Source organism: Serratia sp. 22278, assembly GCF_052045405.1.
Classification (GTDB): Bacteria; Pseudomonadota; Gammaproteobacteria; order Enterobacterales; family Enterobacteriaceae; genus Serratia; species Serratia marcescens.
Genome location: NZ_JBQEOW010000013.1, coordinates 1 through 23,239 on the forward strand (window position 1 = coordinate 1; position 23,239 = coordinate 23,239).

The 23,239-nt window shown below is 61.0% G+C and carries 24 protein-coding genes; 11 read left to right on the top strand and 13 right to left on the bottom strand.

The window, feature by feature from the left end:
- From ACTJJ6_RS19620 to ACTJJ6_RS19640, 5 genes are all read right to left on the bottom strand, one after another.
- Nucleotides 1-534: ABC transporter permease subunit (locus ACTJJ6_RS19620; RefSeq protein WP_411326941.1), on the bottom strand; the 534-nt coding region annotated here is incomplete at its 3' end.
- Entirely contained in the window at nt 531-1,298 is a 768-nt protein-coding gene (tauB, locus tag ACTJJ6_RS19625; RefSeq protein ID WP_143778639.1) for a taurine ABC transporter ATP-binding subunit, read from the bottom strand. The genes tauB and ACTJJ6_RS19620, both read right to left, overlap by 4 nt.
- 9 nt (nt 1,299-1,307) lie before the next feature.
- On the bottom strand, nt 1,308-2,303 hold the full coding sequence (tauA, locus tag ACTJJ6_RS19630) for a taurine ABC transporter substrate-binding protein (RefSeq protein WP_004930383.1): 996 nt from the start codon (nt 2,301-2,303) through the stop codon (nt 1,308-1,310).
- Between the two features lie 114 nt (nt 2,304-2,417).
- Nucleotides 2,418-3,200: a PhzF family phenazine biosynthesis protein gene (locus ACTJJ6_RS19635; protein ID WP_049300705.1), complete on the bottom strand. Its 783-nt coding sequence runs from the start codon at nt 3,198-3,200 to the stop codon at nt 2,418-2,420.
- An 11-nt stretch (nt 3,201-3,211) separates the two neighbouring features.
- Complete coding sequence (locus ACTJJ6_RS19640; protein WP_031300069.1) at nt 3,212-3,814, bottom strand: LysE family translocator; 603 nt, start codon at nt 3,812-3,814, stop codon at nt 3,212-3,214.
- A gap of 118 nt (nt 3,815-3,932) precedes the next feature.
- Between ACTJJ6_RS19640 and ACTJJ6_RS19645 the strand changes: the two genes are divergently transcribed.
- The 3 genes from ACTJJ6_RS19645 to ACTJJ6_RS19655 all read left to right on the top strand — a co-directional run bounded on the left by ACTJJ6_RS19645 (nt 3,933) and on the right by ACTJJ6_RS19655 (nt 6,164).
- Nucleotides 3,933-4,913, top strand: coding sequence for a hydrolase (locus tag ACTJJ6_RS19645; protein WP_440803988.1), 981 nt, complete (start codon nt 3,933-3,935; stop codon nt 4,911-4,913).
- Nucleotides 4,910-5,143 carry a YheU family protein gene (locus ACTJJ6_RS19650; RefSeq protein ID WP_004930376.1) on the top strand — a complete coding sequence of 78 codons (234 nt, stop codon included), beginning with the start codon at nt 4,910-4,912 and terminating at the stop codon, nt 5,141-5,143. The genes ACTJJ6_RS19645 and ACTJJ6_RS19650 overlap by 4 nt, the downstream gene beginning before the upstream one ends.
- Nucleotides 5,144-5,294: 151 nt before the next feature.
- Nucleotides 5,295-6,164 carry a phosphoribulokinase gene (locus ACTJJ6_RS19655; RefSeq protein WP_016930343.1) on the top strand — a complete coding sequence of 290 codons (870 nt, stop codon included), beginning with the start codon at nt 5,295-5,297 and terminating at the stop codon, nt 6,162-6,164.
- 38 nt (nt 6,165-6,202) lie between these two features.
- Here the strand turns inward: ACTJJ6_RS19655 and ACTJJ6_RS19660 are convergent, their stop codons facing one another.
- Nucleotides 6,203-6,610, bottom strand: a complete 408-nt coding sequence (locus tag ACTJJ6_RS19660; RefSeq protein ID WP_049300706.1) for an OsmC family protein — start codon at nt 6,608-6,610, stop codon at nt 6,203-6,205.
- A 382-nt stretch (nt 6,611-6,992) separates the two neighbouring features.
- Here ACTJJ6_RS19660 and crp point away from each other — a divergent pair, with 382 nt between their 5' ends.
- Together crp and ACTJJ6_RS19670 are read left to right on the top strand one after the other, a co-directional pair.
- A complete protein-coding gene (gene crp / locus ACTJJ6_RS19665; protein WP_004090925.1) occupies nt 6,993-7,625 on the top strand; it encodes a cAMP-activated global transcriptional regulator CRP in 633 nt (210 codons plus the stop codon).
- Between the two features lie 50 nt (nt 7,626-7,675).
- Complete coding sequence (locus ACTJJ6_RS19670; protein ID WP_049300707.1) at nt 7,676-9,754, top strand: YccS/YhfK family putative transporter; 2,079 nt, start codon at nt 7,676-7,678, stop codon at nt 9,752-9,754.
- Nucleotides 9,755-9,794: 40 nt separating this feature from the next.
- Here ACTJJ6_RS19670 and argD read toward each other — a convergent pair whose 3' ends face one another.
- The 6 genes from argD to ppiA form a co-directional block, all read right to left on the bottom strand.
- Nucleotides 9,795-11,012: a bifunctional acetylornithine/succinyldiaminopimelate transaminase gene (gene argD, locus ACTJJ6_RS19675; protein WP_049300709.1), complete on the bottom strand. Its 1,218-nt coding sequence runs from the start codon at nt 11,010-11,012 to the stop codon at nt 9,795-9,797.
- 131 nt (nt 11,013-11,143) lie between these two features.
- Entirely contained in the window at nt 11,144-11,719 is a 576-nt protein-coding gene (locus ACTJJ6_RS19680) for an aminodeoxychorismate synthase component II (protein ID WP_016930347.1), read from the bottom strand.
- Between the two features lie 72 nt (nt 11,720-11,791).
- Nucleotides 11,792-13,315, bottom strand: a complete 1,524-nt coding sequence (locus ACTJJ6_RS19685) for a helicase HerA-like domain-containing protein (protein ID WP_440803982.1) — start codon at nt 13,313-13,315, stop codon at nt 11,792-11,794.
- Between the two features lie 151 nt (nt 13,316-13,466).
- Nucleotides 13,467-14,192, bottom strand: a complete 726-nt coding sequence (gene btsR, locus ACTJJ6_RS19690) for a two-component system response regulator BtsR (protein WP_164053178.1) — start codon at nt 14,190-14,192, stop codon at nt 13,467-13,469.
- A complete protein-coding gene (locus ACTJJ6_RS19695) occupies nt 14,192-15,877 on the bottom strand; it encodes a sensor histidine kinase (protein ID WP_016930350.1) in 1,686 nt (561 codons plus the stop codon). Before ACTJJ6_RS19695 ends, btsR begins: the two co-directional genes overlap by 1 nt.
- A 155-nt stretch (nt 15,878-16,032) precedes the next feature.
- Entirely contained in the window at nt 16,033-16,602 is a 570-nt protein-coding gene (gene ppiA / locus ACTJJ6_RS19700; RefSeq protein ID WP_015379288.1) for a peptidylprolyl isomerase A, read from the bottom strand.
- 353 nt (nt 16,603-16,955) lie between these two features.
- Here ppiA and ACTJJ6_RS19705 point away from each other — a divergent pair, with 353 nt between their 5' ends.
- From ACTJJ6_RS19705 to ACTJJ6_RS19730, 6 genes are all read left to right on the top strand, one after another.
- Nucleotides 16,956-17,294 carry a PTS lactose/cellobiose transporter subunit IIA gene (locus ACTJJ6_RS19705; protein ID WP_016930352.1) on the top strand — a complete coding sequence of 113 codons (339 nt, stop codon included), beginning with the start codon at nt 16,956-16,958 and terminating at the stop codon, nt 17,292-17,294.
- Nucleotides 17,291-18,598, top strand: a complete 1,308-nt coding sequence (locus tag ACTJJ6_RS19710; protein WP_440803977.1) for a 6-phospho-beta-glucosidase — start codon at nt 17,291-17,293, stop codon at nt 18,596-18,598. Before ACTJJ6_RS19705 ends, ACTJJ6_RS19710 begins: the two co-directional genes overlap by 4 nt.
- A 70-nt stretch (nt 18,599-18,668) precedes the next feature.
- A complete protein-coding gene (locus ACTJJ6_RS19715) occupies nt 18,669-19,649 on the top strand; it encodes a LacI family DNA-binding transcriptional regulator (RefSeq protein WP_016930354.1) in 981 nt (326 codons plus the stop codon).
- 191 nt (nt 19,650-19,840) lie between these two features.
- Entirely contained in the window at nt 19,841-21,025 is a 1,185-nt protein-coding gene (gene tsgA / locus ACTJJ6_RS19720; RefSeq protein WP_004930336.1) for an MFS transporter TsgA, read from the top strand.
- 110 nt (nt 21,026-21,135) lie between these two features.
- A complete protein-coding gene (locus ACTJJ6_RS19725; protein ID WP_049300713.1) occupies nt 21,136-21,384 on the top strand; it encodes an AbrB/MazE/SpoVT family DNA-binding domain-containing protein in 249 nt (82 codons plus the stop codon).
- Nucleotides 21,378-21,728, top strand: a complete 351-nt coding sequence (locus tag ACTJJ6_RS19730; protein WP_049300714.1) for a type II toxin-antitoxin system ChpB family toxin — start codon at nt 21,378-21,380, stop codon at nt 21,726-21,728. Before ACTJJ6_RS19725 ends, ACTJJ6_RS19730 begins: the two co-directional genes overlap by 7 nt.
- Here the strand turns inward: ACTJJ6_RS19730 and ACTJJ6_RS19735 are convergent.
- A complete protein-coding gene (locus ACTJJ6_RS19735; protein ID WP_207188402.1) occupies nt 21,725-22,993 on the bottom strand; it encodes a cytosine deaminase in 1,269 nt (422 codons plus the stop codon). The two genes, ACTJJ6_RS19730 and ACTJJ6_RS19735, sit on opposite strands and share 4 nt — an antisense overlap.
- Nucleotides 22,994-23,239 lie beyond the last annotated feature (246 nt).

Below are 23,239 nucleotides of genomic sequence, written 5' to 3' on the forward strand. Positions count from 1 at the left end.
GGCGCGCACCCGCACCTGCGCCACGCTGCGCACGCCGGCCACGGCGGACAGCGTCACCGGCGCGAAGATCGCCAGATAAATCAGCAAGATTTTCGAGGTCTCGCCGATGCCGAACCAAATCACCATCAGCGGCAGATAGGCCAGCGGCGGCACCGGGCGATAGATCTCAATCAGCGGATCGAGGATGCCGCGCACCGTGTCGTTCAGTCCCATGGCGATGCCCACCGGAATGCCGACAATCACCGCCGCCAGCAGCGCCACCAAAATGCGCCCCAGGCTGGCCGCCAGATGCTGCCATAGCGTGGCGTCCATAAAGCCTTGCGGGCTGGCAATGGTGATCAGTTGGTGCAGCACCTGCTGCGGCGCCGGCAAAAATAGCGGGCTGATCAGCTGCAGTGCCGTCACGCCCCACCACACCGCCAGCACCGTCAACAGCGTGGCGCCGCTCAACCAAACGTTGCGCGGCACGCTGAAACGGCGCGCCGCTTTGCCCTGCGGCTGGGCCGCGGCCTTCATAGTGGAATGCAGGCTCATAGCAAGGCCTCGCGCTGTTGGAAAACTTTGCCCAGCACGTATTCGCGCTGCGCGATAAATTCAGGATCGGACTTGATGGCGCGGCAGGCTTCGCCGTCGGCATAGCGCTGGCCGAAGTTCAGCGACAGCCGCTCCACCACCTGCCCCGGCCCCGGCGACAGCAGCAGCAGCTCGCTGGCGAGGAACACCGCCTCTTCGATATCGTGGGTGATCAGCAGTACCTGCTTGCCGGTATCACGCCATATGGTCAGCAGCAGCTCCTGCATTTGCTCGCGCGTGAACGCGTCCAGCGCGCCGAATGGCTCATCCAGCAACAGCAGACGCGGATCGGCGGCCAGGGCGCGGGCAATGCCGACGCGTTGGCGCATGCCGCCGGAAAGCTGCCAGATGAAGTGCTGTTCATAGCCCGCCAGCCCCACGCGCTGCAGCATCTGCCCCGCCACCTGGCGGCGCTGCGCCTTGCCGATGCCGGCCAGTTGCAGGCCGAACTCGACGTTGTCCACCACGTTGCGCCACGGCAGTAAGCCCTCATGCTGGAACACCACGCCCCGTTCGGCCCCCGGGCCGTGAACGGGCGTTCCATCCAGCGTGATGCTGCCAGCTGAAGGCTCGATAAACCCGGCGATCAAATTCAGCAGCGTGGTCTTGCCGCAGCCCGATGGGCCGAGCACCACCACCAGTTGCCCGGCGGCGATCTGGAACGACACGTCACGCAGCGCGGGCCGCCCCTGATACTCTGCTGAAAGATGATTGACGTTTAGCATCCTGCTTCCTTACGACTGCGGCGCAGCCTGCACCTGTTTCACAAAACGGTCGGTGACGTAAGCGCTGTAGTCGCTGTCGACCTGCGGGATCTTGCCCTGCTGCTTGAGGAATTCGGCGGTATCGCGGATTGCCTTGTCCACCGGCTGGCCGAGTTGGGCAACCTGATCGGCCACCGGCAGATAACGGTTCCCCTTAACCAGTTCAGGCACCTGCGCTTCCGGTACGCCGCTCAGGCGCGCCAGCGTGCTGAGATGGCTCGGATCTTTCAGCCACTGTTCCGGCGCCGCCAGGTAGGCCTTTTGCGCCTGCAGGGCGCTGGCGGCAAAGGCGGTCACTACGTCGGGATGTTTCTCGGCGAAGTCTTTGCGCACCACCCACACGTCCAGCGTCGGTGAACCCCATTCGCCCACCTGCGCGGAGTCGGTCAGCACCTTGCCCTGTTTGGCCAGTTCGTTGACCACCGGCGCCCAGACATAAGCGCCGTCGATGTCGCCGCGCTGCCAGGCGGCGGCGATGGCCGGCGGCTGCAGATTGAGGATCTTCACCTGTTCAGGCTTGATGCCCCAATGTTTGAGCGAGGCCAGCAGGCTGTAATGGGTGGTGGAAATAAACGGCACCGCAATGCGCTTGCCGATCAGATCCTGCGGGCTTTTGATGTCATTTTTCACCACCAGCGCTTCGGAGCTGCCGAGCTGCGAGGCGATGAGGAACACTTCGATGGGGAGTTTTTGGCTGGCGGCCACCGCCAGCGGGCTGGAGCCGATATTGCCGATCTGCACGTCGCCGGAGGCCAGCGCGCGCAGCACGCTGGAACCGCTGTCGAACTTACGCCAGTCGACGGTCGCGCCGGACTGTTTGGCGAAGCTGTTTTCCGCCTGCGCCACCTTGGCCGGCTCCGCCGACGTCTGGTACGCCACGGTCACGTCCACCGCGTAGGCGCTGGCCGCGCTGAGCGACAACGCCAGCAGCGCCGCGTTACGTAAAGAAAAGAGTTTGCCCGCCATGTTGCGCTCCGTTGATAAAAATCTGTTCAGTTGCTGACAGTTTTATCTGAGCGATGACGGGCGATAAAAGAATAAAAAAGTCTTCTTTATTACCTTAGGTAATATTAAAGCGGATCACAGCGCGATCGACCCGCGCAAGAACACGTGAGCGTAGCCGCCCAGCAGCGTGCGGTCCCCTTGCAGTTCGCAGAACAGCTCGCCGCCGCGCGCCGAAATCTGCCGGGCGTGCAACCGATGGCGGCCGAGACGCGCCGTCCAGTAAGGCATCAACGTGCAGTGCGCGGAGCCGGTGACCGGATCCTCACCGCCGTCGAGCGTGAAATAGCGCGAAACGAAGTCCACGGTGTCACCGGGCGCGGTGACGATGACCGCACGCCCGGCCAGCGCGATCAACGCGGGAATGTCCGGCCGCAGCGCGCGCACCTGCGCCTCGTTTTCAAGCACCACCAGCAGCGCTTTCGCCTGCCACACTTCCTGCGGCTGCACGCCCAACAGCGCCGCGAGGCCTGCCGGTTCGGCGACTTTCTGCGGCGGCCGGGCGGGGAAATCAAGTATCAGCCGCTCCCCGTCCTGCGCATCGCGCTTGACGAGCAGCTCGCCGCCGGCCGAACGGAAGCGAATATCTCGCAGCGCCGGGTTAACCGCGCTGAACATCACATGCGCCGCCGCCAGGGTGCCGTGGCCGCAAAGATCGACCTCGCGTTCCGGGGTAAACCAGCGGATGGCGGTCATATCGCCGTCATCCCAGACAAAGCTGGTTTCCGGCAGGCCGATCTCGTTGGCGATCGCCTGCAGCCGCTCCGTCGGCAGCGGCTGCGTCAGCAGGCAGACCCCGGCCGGGTTGCCGCGCAGCCCCTCACCGGTAAAGGCGACCACGTGATAATAGTTTTCCGCCATCGTTCCGCTCCTTAATGCCAAATCAGTAATACACAGGCTGCAGTCAGCAGCCCCATGGAAACGTTGAAGATAACCCAGGCCTTTTTACTGCGCAGCAGGCGGCCAATCAGGGTGCCGAACGCCAGCCAGATAATGCCGGCGACGATGTTTACCGCCACAATGCCCAGCGCGATCGCCGCAATGGAACCGTTGTACTTATCGCCCGCCAGGCTGAAGCTCGCCACCGCCCCCAGCGCCATCAGCCAGGCTTTCGGGTTGAGGAACTGCAGCAGCCAGCCCTGATACAGCCGCACCGGCTGCGGTGGCGCCACGTCGGTTTCCAGCTTTTCATAGGCGGCGGTGGCGACTTTCCACGCCAGCCACAGCAGGTACAGGCTGCCGAGGATTTTCAGGATCAGGTGCAGCGACGGGTAGACCAGGATCAGGCTGCCGACGCCGAACGCCACCAGCAGCAAGATGCTTTGCATGCCGAGCATGATGCCGACCATCAGCCACAGCGATCGCATAAAGCCGAAGTTAGCGCCGGAGGTGGTCAGCAGCAGATTATTGGGGCCAGGCGTGATGGCGGCGACCCACAGGAAGCCCAGCATCGAAAGGAATAAACTCGGTTCCATGGCACGGGTGCTCCTCACCCAAGGCGCTTTTTTGCAGTATCATTGATAATTCTTGGTATTGAAGCTAACAGTGCGCTAGAGATCTCACAATAGCCGCCCACAACATTTTACTCAGCCTATGCCTAACACCTTTCGCCCTCTGACCGGGGCCAGTAACCCGCACCTGCAAACGCTGTTGCCGCGGCTGGTGCGCCGCCGCGTGTTATTGAAACCGCATTGGCAACGGCTGGAATTGCCCGACGGCGATTTCGTCGATCTCGCCTGGAGCGAGGATCCGGCGCAGGCGCGCGACAAACCGCGCGCGGTGCTGTTCCACGGCCTGGAAGGCAGCTTCTACAGCCCCTACGCGCACGGCCTGCTCAACGCCTGGCGCGAGCGCGGCTGGCTGGGCGTGGTGATGCACTTTCGCGGCTGCAGCGGCGTACCCAACCGCAAGCAGCGCATCTACCACTCCGGTGAAACCGAAGACGCGCGTTTCTTCCTGCGCTGGCTGCGCGACCGCTACGGCGAAGTGCCAACCGCGGCGGTAGGCGTTTCGCTCGGCGGCAACATGCTGGCCTGCTATCTGGCGCAGCAAGGCGCCGACAGCCTGCTGCAGGCGGCGGTGGTGGTCTCGGCGCCGCTGATGCTGGAACCCTGCGCCTACCGCATGGAGCAAGGCTTCTCCCGCGTTTATCAGCGCTACCTGCTGGGGCAGCTGAAACAAAACGCCACCCGCAAGCTGTTGCACTATCCGGACACCCTGCCGCTCAAGCTGTCACAGCTGAACGGTTTGCGGCGCATCCGCGAGTTCGACGATGCCATCACTTCGCGCATTCACGGCTTCAGCGACGCCACCGACTATTATCGCCGCTGCAGCGCCCTGCCGCTGTTGCCGTCCATCCAGACGCCGCTGCTGATCATCCATGCGAAGGACGACCCTTTCATGACCCCTGAGGTGATCCCCGACGTCGCCGGCCTGCCGCGCAATATCGAATATCAGCTGACTGAGTTCGGCGGCCACGTCGGCTTCGTCGGCGGCACGCTGAAAAAACCGCACATGTGGCTGGAGCATCGCATTCCGGCCTGGCTTTCCCCTTATCTGGACATTCCGACGTGATTATTCCCTGGCAAGAACTGGCAACCGACACCCTGAACAGCCTGATCGAATCCTTTGTGCTGCGCGAAGGCACCGATTACGGCGAGCACGAACGATCGCTGGAGCAGAAGGTGGAGGACGTGCGCCGCCAGCTGAAAAACGGCGAAGTGGTGCTGGTGTGGTCGGAACTGCACGAGAGCGTCAACATCATGCCGCGCGGCCAGTTCCGCGCCGGGCAGGAAGAAATTTAGTGGCGCCCGGTTCTATGACTGACGGAAAAAATCAGGTAACAATGGGACATTGCAAACCAGCGCGCGCCATTTTTTCCTGACATAGAGAGCGTCAACAAGAGCCACAATAATCCCCTGACGCCGGCGCATTCAACACGGAGTGACAACCACCATGTCTGCCAAACATCCCGTTATCGCGGTGACCGGTTCCAGCGGCGCCGGCACCACCACCACCAGCGTGGCGTTCCGCAAAATCTTCCAGCAGCTCAACATTCGCGCCGCCGAGCTGGAGGGCGACAGCTTCCACCGCTATACCCGGCCGGAAATGGACGCGGCGATCCGCAAGGCGCGCGATCTGGGCAGACACATCAGCTATTTCGGCCCCGAGGCCAACGACTTCGGCCTGCTGCAGCAGAGCTTTATCGAGTACGGCAAAAACGGCACCGGCCGTTCGCGCAAGTACCTGCACACCTACGACGAAGCGGTGCCCTACAATCAGGTGCCGGGCACCTTCACCCCGTGGGAGCCGCTGCCGGCGCCGACCGACGTGCTGTTCTACGAGGGTCTGCACGGCGGCGTGGTCACCGAGCACCATGACGTGGCCAAACACGTCGATCTGCTGGTCGGCGTGGTGCCGATCGTCAACCTGGAGTGGATCCAGAAGCTGATCCGCGATACCGGCGAACGCGGCCACTCCCGCGAAGCGGTGATGGATTCGGTGGTGCGCTCGATGGAAGACTACATCAACTACATTACGCCGCAATTCTCGCGCACCCACATCAACTTCCAGCGCGTGCCGACGGTGGACACCTCCAACCCGTTCGCCGCCAAGGCCATTCCCTCACTGGATGAAAGCTTCGTGGTGATCCACTTCCGCGGCCTGGACCAGATCGACTTCCCCTACTTGCTGGCGATGCTGCAGGGCTCGTTTATCTCGCACATCAATACGTTAGTGGTGCCGGGCGGCAAAATGGGGCTGGCGATGGAGCTGATCATGGCGCCGCTGGTGCAGCGGCTGCTGGAAGGCAAGAAGATCGAATAAGCGCGTTGAGCGCGGCGCCGAGCCGCGCTCCGTCTCGATTACGCCAGCTGGCGGATCTCGAAGCTGTGGGTCACCGTGGCGGCCTTGTTGAGCATCAGCGCCACCGAGCAGTACTTCTCCGCCGACAGGTTCACCGCTCGCTCAACGATTTTGTCGGTCAGATCCTGGCCGGTAACGATGAAGTGCAGGTTGATATGGGTGAACAACCGCGGGGCTTCTTCGCGGCGCTCGGAGGTCAGCTTCACCTCGCAGTCGCGCACGTCGTTGCGCCCTTTTTGCAGGATGGAGACCACGTCGATCGCGCTGCAGCCGCCCACCGACATCAGCACCATCTCCATCGGGCTGGGCGCTTTATCACCGGCGTTGCCGTCCATCAGCACCTGATGGCCGGAGGCCGATTCACCCAAAAACGTTAACCCTTCCACCCATTTAACTCTTGCCTGCATTCTGGTCACTCCGGTTGATTTCTTAAAATCAGAGTACGCTTTCGCATAGAAACAGGCAACGTAACCTGATGCTAATCATGCTGAAGCGAGACAACACGAGACACCCGCCTTACTCTGTGCTACAAACAGAGCCGCAATAAATCTTTCCGGGACACTGTATTTCAGGGAAACGCCCAGAGAAAGGCTCCTTTACCGGTATGTTAACAGAATGTAGCTTGCAGCGCTTACGGCAAGTTAATATGCTAGAGCGACAGCGTATTTTTATGACACGCCTCAAAACTTGCCGGTAGCCCTCGCTCATGACTGCGGCTACAGGCGGGTTTTACAGGGAACTCTGACCCCTGTGACACAAGGCAGCGATAACAACAGAGGATAACAGCGAATGGTTCTCGGCAAACCGCAAACAGACCCTACTCTCGAATGGTTCCTGTCTCATTGCCATATCCACAAATATCCATCGAAGAGTACGCTGATTCACCAAGGTGAAAAGGCCGAAACGCTTTACTACATCGTGAAAGGCTCCGTCGCGGTGCTGATCAAGGATGAAGAAGGTAAAGAGATGATCCTGTCCTACCTCAACCAGGGGGATTTCATCGGCGAGCTCGGATTGTTCGAAGAAGGCCAGGAGCGCAGCGCCTGGGTTCGCGCGAAAACCGCCTGTGAAGTGGCCGAAATTTCCTACAAGAAATTCCGCCAACTGATCCAGGTGAACCCGGACATCCTGATGCGTCTGTCCGCCCAAATGGCGAGCCGCCTGCAGGTCACCTCCGAAAAAGTGGGCAACCTCGCCTTCCTGGACGTGACCGGCCGCATCGCGCAAACCCTGCTGAATCTGGCGAAGCAACCCGACGCCATGACTCACCCGGACGGCATGCAGATCAAGATCACCCGTCAGGAGATCGGCCAGATCGTCGGCTGCTCGCGTGAAACCGTTGGCCGTATTCTGAAAATGCTGGAAGATCAAAACCTGATTTCCGCCCACGGCAAAACCATTGTCGTCTACGGCACCCGTTAATCTTCGAAGAAACGGCGCAATCTGCGCCGTTTTTTTATCTGCTCTCTGCCATGTGGCGCCGCCTGATCTACCACCCGGAAATCAACTACGCACTGCGACAAACGCTGGTGTTGTGCCTGCCGGTGCTGTTCGGCTTGTTGATAGGCCAGCTGCAGCTCGGCCTGATGTTCTCTCTGGTGCCCGCCTGCTGCAATATCGCCGGTCTGGACACGCCGCATAAGCGCTTCTTTAAACGGCTGATCGTCGGCGGCTCGCTGTTCGCCTTCAGCAGCGTGCTGTTGCAACAGGCGCTGCTGTGGCACGTGCCGCTGCCGGCGCTGATGCTGGGCCTGGCGCTGCTGCTCGGCGTCACCGGTGAAATCAGCCCGCTGCACGCCCGGCTGTTGCCGGCGGCGCTGGTGGCCGCCATTTTCGCCCTCAGCACGGCCGGCACGGTACCTCTCTGGCAGGCGCCGCTGCTGTACGCGATCGGCACCGTCTGGTACGGCTTATTCACCTGGTTCTGGTTCAAGCTGTGGAAAGAGCAGCCGATGCGCGAGACGCTGAGCCAGCTCTACCTGGAGCTGGCGGACTATTTCGAAGCCAAATACTCGTTGCTGACCCAGCACACCGATCCGCAAACCGCGCTGCCGCCGCTGCTGGTACGCCAACAAAAGGTGATGGATCTGATCAGCCTTTTGTACCAACAGCTCAATTTCCTGCCGCACGCCAACAACCTCGAACAAAAGCGCCTGCAGCGCGCCTTTCAGGTGGCGATGGATCTGCAGGAGCACATCACCGTCAGCCTGCATTTGCCGGAGGAAGTACAAAAACTGGTGGAGCAGAGCCAGGCCGAAGCGATCATTCGCCGCAATGCACTGGTGATCGCCGGCCGGCTGCGCGTGGTGGCGCACGATATCCTCTACCATCAGCATTCGAAGCGCTTCTCCATGAGCCACGAACTGGCGGCGCTGGAAAAAATGGCGGCGCAGCATCCCGATAACCCGGTCGGCCAGTTTTGTTATTACCACTTCAGCCGCATCGCCCGCCTGCTGCGCACCCAGCATCCGCTGTACCGCCGCGACCTGATGCCCGGCCAGCACCGCCTGCCGTTTTGGCCGGCGCTGGCCAGCTATCTGTCGTTCAAATCCACCGCCCTGCGCAACGCCGCGCGGCTGGGGGTGACGCTGGCGGTCGGCAGCAGCCTGGGTGCGGTCTTCAACCTGCCGAAGCCATACTGGATCCTGCTCACCATCATGCTGGTGAGCCAAAACGGGTATAACGCCACCCGGGTGCGTATTCAGCACCGTGCGCTGGGCACGATTGCCGGACTGTTGCTGGCGGCCGGGCTGTTGCAGCTGCAGCTGCCGGAAGGAGAAACGCTGAGCATCATGCTGGTGATCACGCTGTTGGCCTACCTGGTTTCGCGCAAGAACTACGGGCTGTCGGTGATTGGCTTTACGGTCACGGCGGTTTACACCCTGCAACTGCTGGCGCTGAACGGCTCGCATTTTCTGGTACCGCGCCTGATCGATACGCTGATAGGCTGCGTGCTGGCGTTCGGCGGCACCATTTGGCTGTGGCCGCAGTGGCAAAGCGGGCTGCTGCGCAAGAATGCCCATCAGGCGCTGGAAAACGATCAAGCCGCGCTGCGGCTGATGCTGAAGCAACCGGAACCGGACGCTACCGCATTGGCCTATACCCGCATGCAGGTCAACCAGGCGCACAACGCGCTGTTCACCTCACTCAATCAGGCGATGCAGGAACCGGGGTTCGCGTCGAATTATCTGGCGGACATGCGGCTGTGGGTCACTCACAGCCAGTTCATCGTCGAACACCTGAACGCCATGACCATTCTGGCGCGCGAGCACTACATGCTGACGCCGAAACTGGCGGAAGCCTATCTGCAAACCTGTGAAATCGCGCTGCAAAGCTGCCAGCAGCGGTTGGAATACGACGGCCCGAGCAGCGGCAACAGCGGCATCATGCAGCCACCGGATCTGCATCCGGAGATGCCCGTCACCGAGATGGAACGTCATTTGCGCCGCATCCTGTCGCACCTGAACGTGATGCATACCATTTCGTCGCTGGCCTGGCGCCAGCGCCCACACCACGGCATCTGGCTCAAGCGCAAACTGCGCGATCAATAAGGGCGCGGCATGCCGCGCCCCGTCATGCGCCGCACGGGCTTCAGGCGTTGATCACATCCTGCACCGCCAGCTCGAACAGCGCCATGCCGGCCTCGATATCCTGCAGCTCCACCACCAGCGACGGCGCAAAACGGATCACGTTCGGCCCGGCGTTGAGGATCATCAGCCCACGCGCGGCGGCGGCGGTGAGGAAATCGCGCGCTCTGCCGTGATAATGCGGCGTCAGCTCGGCGCCGATCAGTAACCCCATGCCGCGAATGGCAGTGAAAATACCGTATTTATCGCCGATATCCTGCAAAACCTGCACATACAGCGCGTGGCGCTGTTCGATGCCGCTCAGCACTTCCGGCGTATTGATCACATCCAACGCCGCCTCCGCCACCGCGCAGGCCAGCGGGTTGCCGCCGTAGGTGGTGCCATGAGTGCCCACCTGCATCACCGACGCAATCTCTTCGGTGGTCAGCATGGCGCTGACTGGGAAACCGCCGCCCAACGCCTTGGCGGTGGTGAGAATGTCCGGCGTCACGCCATAATGCATATAGGCGAACAGCTTGCCGCTGCGCCCCATGCCGCTTTGCACTTCGTCGAACACCAGCAGCGCCTGATGTTGGTCGCACAGCTCGCGCACGCCTTTGAGGAAGCCGGCGTCGACCGGCGTAATGCCGCCCTCGCCCTGAATCGGCTCCATTACCACCGCGCAGGTATGGTCGTCCATCACCGCTTTCACCGCCGCCAGATCGTTGAACGGCACGTGTACGATGTCGGCCGGCTTCGGCCCGAACCCGTCGGAGTATTTGGCCTGCCCGCCCACCGACACGGTGAACAGCGTGCGGCCGTGGAACGCGTTATAGAAGGCGATGATTTTGGTTTTGTACGGGCTGTGGCGGGTGATGGCGTAATGACGCGCCAGTTTAAACGCCGCTTCGTTGGCCTCTGCGCCGGAGTTGGCGAAGAACACCCGGTCGGCAAAGGTGGCGTCGATCAGTTTGCTCGCCAGGCGCAGCGCCGGTTCATTAGTGAAGACATTGCTGGTATGCCACAGAGTCTCGCCCTGACGCTTGAGCGCCTCGACCAGCGCCGGATGGCAGTGCCCCAGCGCCGTCACCGCGATGCCGCCGGAAAAATCGATGTACTCTTTTCCCTGCTGATCCCAGACTCGGCTGCCTTGGCCGCGCACCGGCACAAACTGGGCCGGTGCATAAACAGGCAGGATCACCTGGTCAAAGGTGCTGCGGCTCACTGCGGATTTTTCAGTCATTTTCGGCTCCACCCTGAAGGTTTTTCAGCGCTATCGTAATATTAGATTGAAAACATAATCACGAAATATGCATAAAAAACCAATCAAGCGCAAACGCAAAACGCCTGACGAGCGAAAAAAACGCATCGGGATTAACGGTTGAGGAAGTTATCCAGCAGCTGATGGCCCTGCTCGCTGAGCACGCTTTCCGGATGGAACTGCACGCCTTCCAACGCCAGCGTGCGGTGGCGGATGCCCATGATCTCGTCGCGCACGCCGTCGCGTTCGCTCCAGGCGGTCACTTCAAAACAGTCCGGCAGCGTATCGGCTTTCAGCACCAGCGAGTGATAGCGGGTCACGGTCAGCGGATCGTTCAGGCCGCGAAACACGCCGACGCCCAGATGGCGAATGGCCGAAGTTTTGCCGTGCATCACCGCGCGGGCGCGCACCACCTCGGCGCCGAACGCCTGCCCCAGCGCCTGGTGCCCCAGGCACACGCCGAGGATCGGTAGTTTGCCGGCGAAATGACGAATAGCGGCCAGCGAGATGCCCGCTTCGTTCGGGGTGCAGGGGCCAGGGGAAATCACCAGATGCTGCGGCGCCAGCCGCTCGATATCGGCCAGCTGCAGCTCATCGTTGCGCTTCACCATCACCTCGGCGCCCAATTCGCAGAAGTACTGGTAAAGGTTATAGGTAAAGGAGTCGTAGTTATCGATCAGCAGCAGCATGTTAGGTCCGGCAGAGAAAAATGCCGCCACAGTGTACTGATTTAACCCGCCGCTGCCGACGATAATTTCCGCTTACTTTTTACGGCCGCCGGTGATCGAGCCCAGCACGCCGCGCAGGATCTGGCGGCCGAGATCGCGCGCCATGCTCTTGGCGGCGGTCTGGACGATGCCGTCGCGTTTGCCGCCGCGCGGGCCGGTGGAACCGAACAGCAGTTCGTTCAAACCGTCCATCAGGCCGCCGCCCGTCTGTTGCTGCGCTTGCGCCTGCGGTTGCTGCCCCTGCTGCGCAGTGCCGACGGTGGCGAAACCGCCCGACGACAGCTTCTCGTAGGCGGACTCGCGGTCGATCATGTCTTCATAGCGGCCATACAGCGGCGACTTGTTGATCGCGCTGTTCAGCCCTTCCGCGCCGAGCATGCCCATCTTGGATTCCGGCGCGATCACCATCGCCCGCTCCACCACGTTCGGCCGGCCCTTCTCGTCGAGGAACGACACCAACGCTTCGCCCACGCCCAGCTCGGTGATCGCCGTTTCGGCATCGAAGGCCGGGTTGGCGCGCAGGGTTTGCGCCGCCGTCTTCACCGCCTTCTGATCGCGCGGGGTAAAGGCGCGCAGCGCATGTTGCACGCGGTTGCCCAACTGGCCCAGCACGCTGTCCGGGATATCCAGCGGGTTCTGGGTGACGAAGTAAATGCCGACGCCTTTCGAGCGGATCAGGCGCACCACCTGTTCAATCTTGGTCACCAGCGCCGCCGGCGCATCGTTGAACAGCAGGTGCGCCTCATCGAAGAAGAACACCAGCTTCGGCTGTTCAGGGTCGCCCACTTCCGGCAGGTGCTCAAACAGCTCGGCCAGCAGCCACAGCAGGAACACCGAATACAGCTTCGGCTGATTGATCAGCTTGTCCGCCGCCAGCAGATTAATCACGCCGTGGCCGTTGGCGTCGGTTTTCATCAGATCGTTGATGTCCAGCATCGGCTCGCCGAAGAACTGGTTGGCCCCCTGCTCTTCCAGCGTCAACAATCCGCGCTGAATGGCGCCGATAGAGGCGGCAGAGATATTGCCGTACTGGGTTTGGAATTGTTTGGCGTTGTCGCCGACGAACTGCACCATGGCGCGCAGATCCTTCATGTCCAGCAACAGCAGCGCATTGTCATCGGCGATTTTGAACACCAGCTGCAGCACGCCGCTTTGCACCTCGTTCAGATCCAATAGTCGCCCCAACAGCAGCGGCCCGAGATCGGAAATCGTGGCGCGGATCGGGTGGCCCTTTTCGCCGTAAATATCCCACGGGATAATGGTGCAGGCCTGCGGCTGCCAGTCGGTGACGCCAATCGCCGCCAGACGCGCCTGCAGTTTCTCGGAAGGCGCGCCCTCAGCGCCAATGCCGGACAGATCGCCCTTCACGTCCGACAGGAACACCGGCACGCCGATGCGCGAGAACTGCTCGGCCATTTTCTGCAGCGTCACCGTCTTGCCGGTGCCGGTTGCCCCGGTGATCAGCCCGTGGCGGTTGGCCAACGCAGGCAAAATCACCAGCTCCTGCTCCGGTTTTCCGTCTTTCATCGCTTTGGCGATAATCCGTGGTTCACTCATTTTCGGTTCCTTTGACGCTGACGCGGCGCAAAACGCGCCTGTTGATGCAATAAAGCTATAAGCGCCGCGTAACCCCGTCAAGGACAAACAAAAAGGGCGCCGTCGGGACGCCCATGATGCCTGTCTTTTCAGAATCCCCCTAAGATCTGCGTCACCCCCGCAGCCCCAGTTGCTCCTTCAGCGCCTTCAAATAGCGCCGGCTGACCGGCACTGGATCGCCGGCCGACATGATCATCTCCGCCGCGCCGCCCTCTTCGAAGCGGATCTCGCGCACCAGCTCCAGGTTGACCAGATACTGCCGATGGCAGCGCACCAGCGGCGTACGGCTTTCCAGCGTGCGCAGCGTCAATTCGGTGAAACACTCCATGCCGTCGCTGCGCACCACGAATACCCCGCTCAGCTTGGAACGGATCGCCAGCACTTCATCGAACCGCAGCAGATAGATGCGGCTGTGGCCGGTGCAGGGAATGTATTTCAGGTAACCGGCGCTCTCATCCAGCGCCGTCACATCCTGCGGCGCACTGCGCTGCCGCAGGCGTTGCAGCGTCTTGCTCAACCGCATCGGCTCCGCCGGCTTCAGCAGATAGTCGAAGGCGTGCTCCTCGAATGCCTGTACCGCGTATTCGTCGTAGGCGGTCAGAAACACGATGTGCGGCATCCGGTTGGGATCCAGCATGCCGACCATTTCCAGCCCGCTGATGCGTGGCATCTGGATATCGAGAAACACCACGTCCGGCTGCAGCCGGTGGATCTGGCTGATGGCTTCGATGGCGTTGGCGCACTCGCCGATAATCGAGATCCCCGCTTCAGCTTCCAGCAGGTGGCGCAGGTTGTCGCGCGCGGAAGGTTCATCGTCAACAATCAGTGCATTTAACATCAGGCGGCCCTCTCCATAGGGACATTAAGCGTAATGCGGGTGTAGGCATCCGGCCGGCAATCCACCTGCACGCCATAGCCTTCGCCGTAGCGCACGCGAATGCGTTTATCCACCAGGTTCATGCCCAGGCCGCTGCCGTCCGGTTTCGGCTGGAACAGCCCGGCGTTGTCCGTCACCTGCAACAGCAGATGCTCGCCTTCGCAGCAGGCGCCGATTTCGATGCGGCCCACGCCCAACAGATGCGAGGTGCCATGCTTGATGGCATTCTCGACGATCGGCTGCAGCGAAAACGCCGGCAGCCGCGCCGCCAACAGCGCCTCCGGCAACGATACCGCGATCTCCAGCCGATCGGCGAAGCGCGCTTTCTCTATCTGCAGGTAGGCGTTCACATGTTCAATTTCGTCCGCCAGGCTGACTTCGTCATCCGAGCGTTTGAGGTTTTTACGAAAGAAGGTCGAGAGGGACTGCACCAGATCGCAGGCGCGCTCGCCATCGCGGCGGATCACCGCTACCAGGGTATTCAAGGCATTGAACAGGAAATGCGGATTGACCTGCGCATGCAGCAGCTTGATCTCCGACTGCGCCAGCAGTTGCTTGTGGCGCTCGTACTGTCCGGCCATGATCTGCGCCGACAGCAGGCTGGCGATGCCTTCGCCCAGCGTACGGTTGATGGTGCTGAACAGCTGGCTTTTCGGTTCATACAGCTTGATGGTGCCGATGACCCGCTGGTTTTCGCCGCGCAGCGGGATCACCAGCGTCGATCCCAGCTTGCAGGCCGGATTGATCGAGCAGCAGTAAGAGAGCTGATTGCCGTCGGCGTACACCACCTCGTTGTTGTCGATGGCGCGATGCGAATGCACCGAGGCGATCGGCGTGCCCGGCAGGTGGTGATCGTCGCCGATGCCGATAAACGCCAGCAGCTTGTCGCGATCGGTGATCGCCACCGCGCCGATGCCCAGCTCCTGATAAATCACCCGAGCAACCTTCATGCTGTTTTCCTGATCGAAGCCCTGCCGCAGGATGCCCTCGGTGCGCTCGGCGATCTTCAGCGCCTTGGAAGAGAAAGCGCTGGTGTATTTCTCGAACATCGCGCGCCGATCCAGCAGGATTTGCATAAACATCGCCGCGCCGACGGTATTGGCGATCATCATCGGCAGCGCGATGTGTTCCACCAGCTGCAACGCCTCGTTATAAGGGCGCGCCACCGCCAGAATGATCGCCATCTGCAGCACTTCCGCCACCAGCGCCACGCCGCCGACGAACAGCGGATTGAACAGCAGCTCGATGCGCCCCCGGCGCATGGCGATGCTGTGCACGATGCCGCCGACCAGCCCCTCGGACACCGTGGAGATCGCACAGGCAACGTCGGTCATGCCGCCGAGCGTATACCGGTGCAAGCCGCCGGTCAGCCCGACTAGAAAGCCCACGGACGGCCCGCCCAGCAGCCCGCCCAGGACCGCGCCTATCGCGCGGGTGTTAGCGATCGAATCCTGAATATGCAGCCCGAAGTAGGTGCCCATGATGCAAAACACCGAGAAGATCACGTAGCACAGCAGCTTGTGCGGCAAGCGAATGGTCACCTGCATCAGCGGAATGAACAGCGGGGTTTTGCTCAGCAGATAGGCGATAACGAGATAGACGCACATCTGCTGCAACAGCAACAGCACCTGGTTAAATTCATACATGGCAGTAACTCATCCAGAGACAACAAAGGGCGAACGCCGGATTTCCGGTCTGGTTATTGTCTGCCAATTAGAGCATGGGGCGCGGGAGAAAACAGTGATGAAGGCAAGGCTTCGGGAGGAAGGACGGCCGACCCCGACGGGATCGGCCAAAAAATTTACGGCAGCACCTTGGCCGACAGAATCACCACCGGTTTGGTCGGCACATTCTGGTAAGGGCCGACGTTGCCGGTCGGCACCTGAGCGATCTTGTCCACCACGTCCATGCCTTTCACCACTTTGCCGAACACCGCGTAGCCGAAGTCGCGCTGGCCGTGATCCAGGAAGGCGTTATCCGCCACGTTCAGGAAGAACTGGCTGGTGGCGCTGTCCTTGTCGGCGGTGCGCGCCATCGAGATGGTGCCGCGCAGGTTGCGCAGGCCGTTGTCGGCTTCGTTCTTGATTGGCGCCTTGGTGGATTTTTGCTGCATGTCAGCGGTGAAACCGCCGCCCTGGATCATGAAGCCCGGGATCACGCGGTGGAAAATGGTGTTGTTGTAATACCCGCTGTTCACGTAATCGACGAAGTTCTGGGTGGAAACCGGTGCCTTCTGGCTGTCGAGCGCCAATTCGATATTCCCCGCCGAGGTCGTCAGCATGACGTGGGTCTCACCGGCGGCGAGTGCGGCTGGTGCCACTGCGGACAGGGAACACAGCGCGACGAAGGTCACTAAAGTACGTTTGAACATTAACGGGTCCTTTCTCTGAGAGACAAACAACGGAAAAGCGCTTTGATTCTAAAGAGCTGTATCGGCAAGTGCCAGCCATTTACCTATATTTACCCAATTACGGGACATATCCTAGGCGGCCCTGAATTTTGCTGCGGAAAGTATGGGCGCAGAAGGCTTTTTTGCCAACCGCATCACGCATTTTTTGCCCCGTGCCGCCCCGGGGCGGTTTTTGCGATCTGCCTCCCAGTTTGCACACGCATTGTCGTTACTCTATATAAATGAGAGCGCTCTCATTATAAAAAGAACGGATACTGAAGCATCCCACGGCGGCGTCGCCGCGCAACCCCTGGAGAAATGACGTGAGTGAATTGATGACTGAAGTCAGCCCCGAGTTTGAAAGCACCATCATGGAACTGCTGGTGTTCTCCGGCAGCGCGCGCAGCAATGCGTTGATGGCGTTGCGGCAAGCGCGCGCCGGCGACTTCGCCGCCGCGGCCAAACACATGGCCGAATCCAAAGAATGGGTGAAGAAAGCACACCTGATCCAGACCGAGCTGATCGGCCTGGACGAAGGCTGCGGCAAGCTGGCGATCAACCTGATCACGGTACATGCGCAGGATCATCTGATGAACGCCATGGTGATCCAGGATCTGGCCGACGACATGATCGAGCTCTATCGCCGTCAGTCGCAAACGGAGGGCCGCCAATGAGCACGCTCAAAATCGCGGTGATCGGCGGCGGCAGCAGCTACACTCCCGAACTGGTCGATGGGCTGATCCAGCGCATCGAGGAGCTGCCGGTCACCGAACTGGCGCTGGTGGACGTCGAGCCGGGCCGGCAAAAAGTGGAAACCATCGCCGCTCTGACCCGCCGCATGCTGGCGCGCCACCGGCTGGAGCAGGTGAAGGTCAGCGTGCACTTCGCGCTGGACGACGCCATTCGCGGCGCCGCTTTCGTGCTGACCCAGTTCCGCGTCGGGCAACTGCCGGCGCGCGCCGCCGATGAACGGCTGGGCCTCAAATACCAGCTGCTCGGCCAGGAGACGACCGGCGTCGGCGGCTTCGCCAAGGCGCTGCGCACCATTCCGGTGATGCTGGATATCGCCCGTCGGGTGGAAAAGCTGGCGCCGGACGCCTGGATCATCAACTTCACCAACCCGGCCGGCATCGTCACCGAGGCGGTGTCTCGCTTTACCAAAGCGAAGATCATCGGCCTGTGCAACGTGCCGATCAGCATGCATCACATGATCGCCAACATGCTGCAGGCGCCTTACGCCGACGTGCAGCTGCGGTTCGCCGGCTTGAATCACATGGTCTGGGTGCATCAGGTCACGCAGCAGGGGCGCGACGTCACCGCCAAAGTGATCGACATGCTGTGCGACGGCGCGGCGCTGACCATGAACAACATCAAGGAAGAGCCCTGGCAGCCGGACTTCCTGCGCGCGCTCGGCGCGATCCCCTGCCCGTACCACCGCTATTTTTACCAGACCCGTGAGATGCTGGCGGAAGAGATGGCCGCCGCCGGCGAGCGCGGCACCCGCGCCGAGCAGGTGATGCAGGTGGAGAAAGAGCTGTTCGAGCTGTATGCCGATCCGCAATTGAACACGAAACCGGAACAGCTCAGCTTCCGCGGCGGTTCTTTCTATTCCGAGGTTGCGCTGGAGCTGATTCGTGCTATCCATAATAATCTCGGCACGCAATTAGTGGTCAACACCGCAAACCGCGGCGCGATCCATGGCCTGCCGGACGATGCTGTGATAGAAATCAACTGTATCGTCGATGCCCAAGGCGCGCATCCGCTGACGTTCGGCCCGCTGTCGGAGCCGATGCAGGCGCTGACGCAGCAGGTGAAAGCCTACGAACGCCTGGCCATCGAGGCCGCGGTGCACGGCGATCGCCGCAGCGGCTTGCTGGCGCTGATCGCCAACCCGCTGGTGGGCAACGCCAACCTGGCGCAGCCGTTGCTGGACGAGGTGTTGACGATAAACGCGCCGTATTTGCCGCAGTTCAGGTAAGCGCCTGCGCGGTATGACAGGGGTTCGGCGCGCCGAACCCATTTTTTTAGCCGTAATCAGGAGTTGGACGATGGTGACACTGGAAGATGTCGCGGCGCTGGCGGGCGTTTCGCGCGCCACCGTATCGCGGGTAGTGAACGGCGACAGCAACGTCAAGGCGCCGACCCGCGAGAAGGTTGAACGCGCCGTCGCCCAGCTCGGTTACACCCCCAACCCGGCAGCCCGCGCGCTCGCCTCCAGCCACAGCAATACCCTCGGGCTGGTGACCACGTCGTATCGCGGCGGCTTCTTCGGCGCGCTGATGGACTTCGTGCAGACCGAGGCCGAATCCCACGGCAAGCAGCTGCTGGTGACCCAGGGCCGCAACAGCGCCGAAAACGAATGGCAGGCGGTGCAACGGCTGTTCAGCCTGCGCTGCGACGGCGTGATCCTGCACGTGCGTTTTCTCAGCGACGATCGGCTGCGCCAGCTGGCGGCGGAACAACGTGATTTCGTGTTGCTCGATCGTCTGGTGCCGGGGCTGGAAGACCGCTGCGTCACCTTCGATCACCCGCTCGCCAGCCGCATGGCGACGCAGCAGTTGCTCGACGCCGGGCACCGGCGCATCGCCTGCATCAGCGGCCCGCGCGAGCGCCCGTCGAGCCGCCTGCGGCTGCAGGGGTTTGAAGAGGCGATGCAGGCGGCGAATATCGAGCCGGTGGCCTGTCTGGAGGGCGTCTACGATCTGGAAAGCGGTTACCGCTGCGCCGATCACCTGCTGCAGCAAACCGCACGGCCCAGCGCCATCTACTGCTGCAACGAAGAGATGGCGATCGGCGCGCTGCTGGCGATCAACGAGCACCGCCTGCGGGTACCGCAGGATATCTCCTTGATCTGTTACGACAGCGGCGAACGCGCACCTTTCGTGCGCCCGGCGTTGAGCAGCGTACATTTTCCCATCAGCGAAATGGCCCAATACGCGGCGCGCAGGCTGATCGACCCCGCCACCCCGGCGCACCGGTTTGAGCCGACGATCATCAGCCGTGATTCCATTGTGACGGCACGCAAATAGATCACAATAATGCGTATCATCCCTTCATGGGTTGCATCAAAAAATCGACAGCCATCACAAAAAATCCCGTTGTCTGTGCTAGGATCCGCCCCCTGGTGGCCTGATCGGGACTTTTTTCTGCGTTTGCCAGGAAAAGCCAGCGGCCTTATGCCAGCGTTAAAACCTCTAACAGACATATTCAGGCCTATACAATGAATGACAGTAACCGCATACGGCTTACCTGGATCAGCTTCTTTTCGTACGCGCTGACCGGTGCTTTAGTGATCGTCACAGGGATGGTGATGGGAAACATTGCAGAGTACTTTAATCTGCCGGTTTCCAGCATGAGTAACACCTTTACTTTCCTCAACGCCGGTATTTTGATTTCGATCTTCCTTAATGCCTGGCTGATGGAAATCATCCCGCTGAAGCGTCAGTTGATCTTCGGCTTTGTCCTGATGGTGCTGGCGGTCGCAGGGCTAATGCTCGGCAAGAGCCTGACCATGTTCTCGCTGTGCATGTTTATCCTCGGCGTGGTGAGCGGCATCACCATGTCGATCGGCACCTTCCTGATCACCCACATGTATGCCGGCCGCCAGCGCGGTTCGCGCCTGTTGTTCACCGATTCCTTCTTCAGCATGGCCGGGATGATCTTCCCGATCGTCGCCGCGATGCTGCTGGCCCGCCATATCGGCTGGTACTGGGTTTACGCCTGCATCGGCCTGCTGTACGTGGCGATCTTCGTGCTGACCCTGTGCTCCGAATTCCCGGTGCTGGGCAAGAAAGGCGCCGATGCCGGTCAACCGGTCGAGAAAGAAAAATGGGGCATCGGCGTGCTGTTCCTGTCGATCGCTGCGCTGTGCTACATCCTCGGCCAGCTGGGCTTCATTCAGTGGGTGCCTGAGTACGCGACCAAGTCGTTCAACATGGACATCGGCCAGGCCGGTAAGCTGGTGAGCGACTTCTGGACCTCTTACATGGTCGGCATGTGGGTGTTCAGCTTCATCCTGCGCTTCTTCGATCTGCAGCGCATCGTCACCGTACTGGCCGCGCTGGCTACCGGCGCGATGTACCTGTTCGTGAGCACCGACAATCCGGAACACCTGGGCTACTACATCATGGCCCTGGGCTTCGTTTCCAGCGCCATCTACACCACGCTGATCACCCTCGGCTCGCTGCAGACCAAGGTCTCCTCGCCGAAGCTGGTCAACTTTATCCTGACCTGCGGCACCATCGGCACCATGCTGACCTTCGTGGTCACCGGCCCGATCGTGGCGAAAGGCGGCGCGCACGCGGCGCTGACTACCGCCAACGGCCTGTACCTGGCGGTGTTCGTGATGTGTCTGCTGCTGGGCTTCGTGACCAAGCACCGCAGCCACGGTCACGTGACGCACTAACGTCTTCGCATCAAATACATCAAGGGCGCCCGCAAGGCGCCCTTTTTTATGTACATTTTTCACACTTAATTATACATTGTTTATACATGAACGATGGAGAGGGATTGCTCATGAAAGTCTTTATCAAAAAATGGGGCAACAGCGCGGGAATGCTGGTGCCCTCAGCGCTAATGAACGAGCTGGAACTACAGGTAGGTCAGGAAATGGACATGCAGGTCATCGATGGAGCGTTGGTCATTAAACCGGTTAAGAAACGCTATTCACTGCAGCAATTGCTCGATGGCTGCGACGGTGAAGCGCCGGCCGCCGCAGACGACAACTGGGAACACATGCCGCCGGCGGGGAAAGAAGTATGGTGAAGCGCCCCGTTTTTCAGCGCGGAGATCTTATCCGGGTCAGCCTGAATCCCGTGGTTGGCCGTGAGCAGCAAGGCGACTTTCGTCCGGCACTGGTGCTCTCTCCCCGCGAGTTTAATGCGTTGGGCATGGTGCTGGTCGCCCCTATTTCGCAAGGGGCTAATTTTGCCCGTACAGCGGGTTTCACCGTCAGCCTGAGCGGGAGCGGCACCGCAACGCAGGGCGTCATCTTGATCAACCAGGTTCGCATGATGGATCTGGCCGGGCGCAGCGCGCAATTCATTGAACGTGCCCCTGGCGAAGTCATCGCCGACGCGCTGGCGCGGCTTCAGGCAATCATCGACTAACGCCGAAAATCCACCGTCTCATCCTGCTGCAAATGCAGCGTGGTTTCCGCCGGCCGCGTTTCGGCGATCACCGCGCCCTGGCGAATCGAATAACGCACCGGCGTCTGGCGGCGCACCGCGTCGAAACCACTTTCCGCCGGCAGGATCACCAGGTTGGCGCTGTTGCCGGCCGCCAGGCCGTAGTCGCTCAGGTTAAGGGTGCGCGCGCTGTGGTGGGTGATCAGCTTCAGTCCGTCGTCGATTTGGCCATAGCCCATCAGCTGGCACACGTGCAGCCCCATGTGCAGCACCTGCAGCATGTTGGCGGTACCGAGCGGATACCAGGGATCGAACACGTCGTCGTGGCCGAAGCAGACGTTGATCTCCGCCTCCAACATCTCCTTCACTCGGGTCACGCCGCGCCGTTTCGGGTAACTGTCGAAACGGCCCTGCAGGTGAATGTTCACCAGCGGATTGGCGACGAAGTTGATGCCGGACATTTTCAGCAGGCGGAACAGCCGCGAGGCGTAAGCACCGTTGTAAGAGTGCATCGCCGTGGTGTGGCTGGCGGTGACTTTCGCTCCCATCTCCAGCTTCAGCGCCAGCGCCGCCACGGTTTCGACGAAACGCGATTGTTCGTCGTCTATCTCGTCGCAGTGCACGTCCACCAGCCGATCGTATTTTTGCGCCAGCGCGAACGCCTTATGCAGCGACTCCACGCCGTATTCGCGGGTGAATTCGAAGTGCGGAATGGCGCCCACCACGTCGGCCCCCAGCCGCAGCGCCTCTTCAAGCAGCGCTTCGCCGTTGGGATAGGAAAGGATCCCCTCCTGCGGAAAGGCGACGATCTGCAGCGTCACCCAGGGCGCCACCTCCTGCTTCACCTCCAGCATGGCGCGCAGCGCGGTCAGCGTAGGATCGGAAACGTCGACGTGAGTGCGCACATACTGCACGCCGTTGGCGATCTGCCACTTGAGCGTTTGCCAGGCGCGCTGTTTGACGTCTTCATGGGTCAACAGCGCTTTGCGTTCGGCCCAGCGCTCAATGCCCTCGAACAGTGTGCCGGACTGGTTCCAGGCCGGCTGACCGGCGGTTTGCGTGGTATCCAGGTGGATATGCGGTTCGACGAACGCCGGCAGCGCCAGCCCGCCCTGCGCATCCAACACGTCGCTGCGCCACTCCTGTCCTTCCGGCTGCGGCACCAGATGCGCGATGCGCCCCTGCTCGATCGCCAGTTGCCACAATCCTTCATGCCCGCTTAAACGCAGGTTGTCGATAAACTTCAATGGACGTTTCGCCACCCTTCACCTCTGCCGTTGCGCTGGTTTTCTTCATCATACTGGCAGCGGATCGCACTGACAAAGTCGCCGTGTCGTTCCTACCCCCTGCGTTTACTCCCTGCGGGGTAATTTACATGCAAACTGACTCGCTTCAGCTAAAGATGAATAAAATCCGCAACTTATCAAAAAACGTGAAAAATCATTCATATACCACATTGGAGGTATATGGAAGTGTGATTGATTTGCATCAAT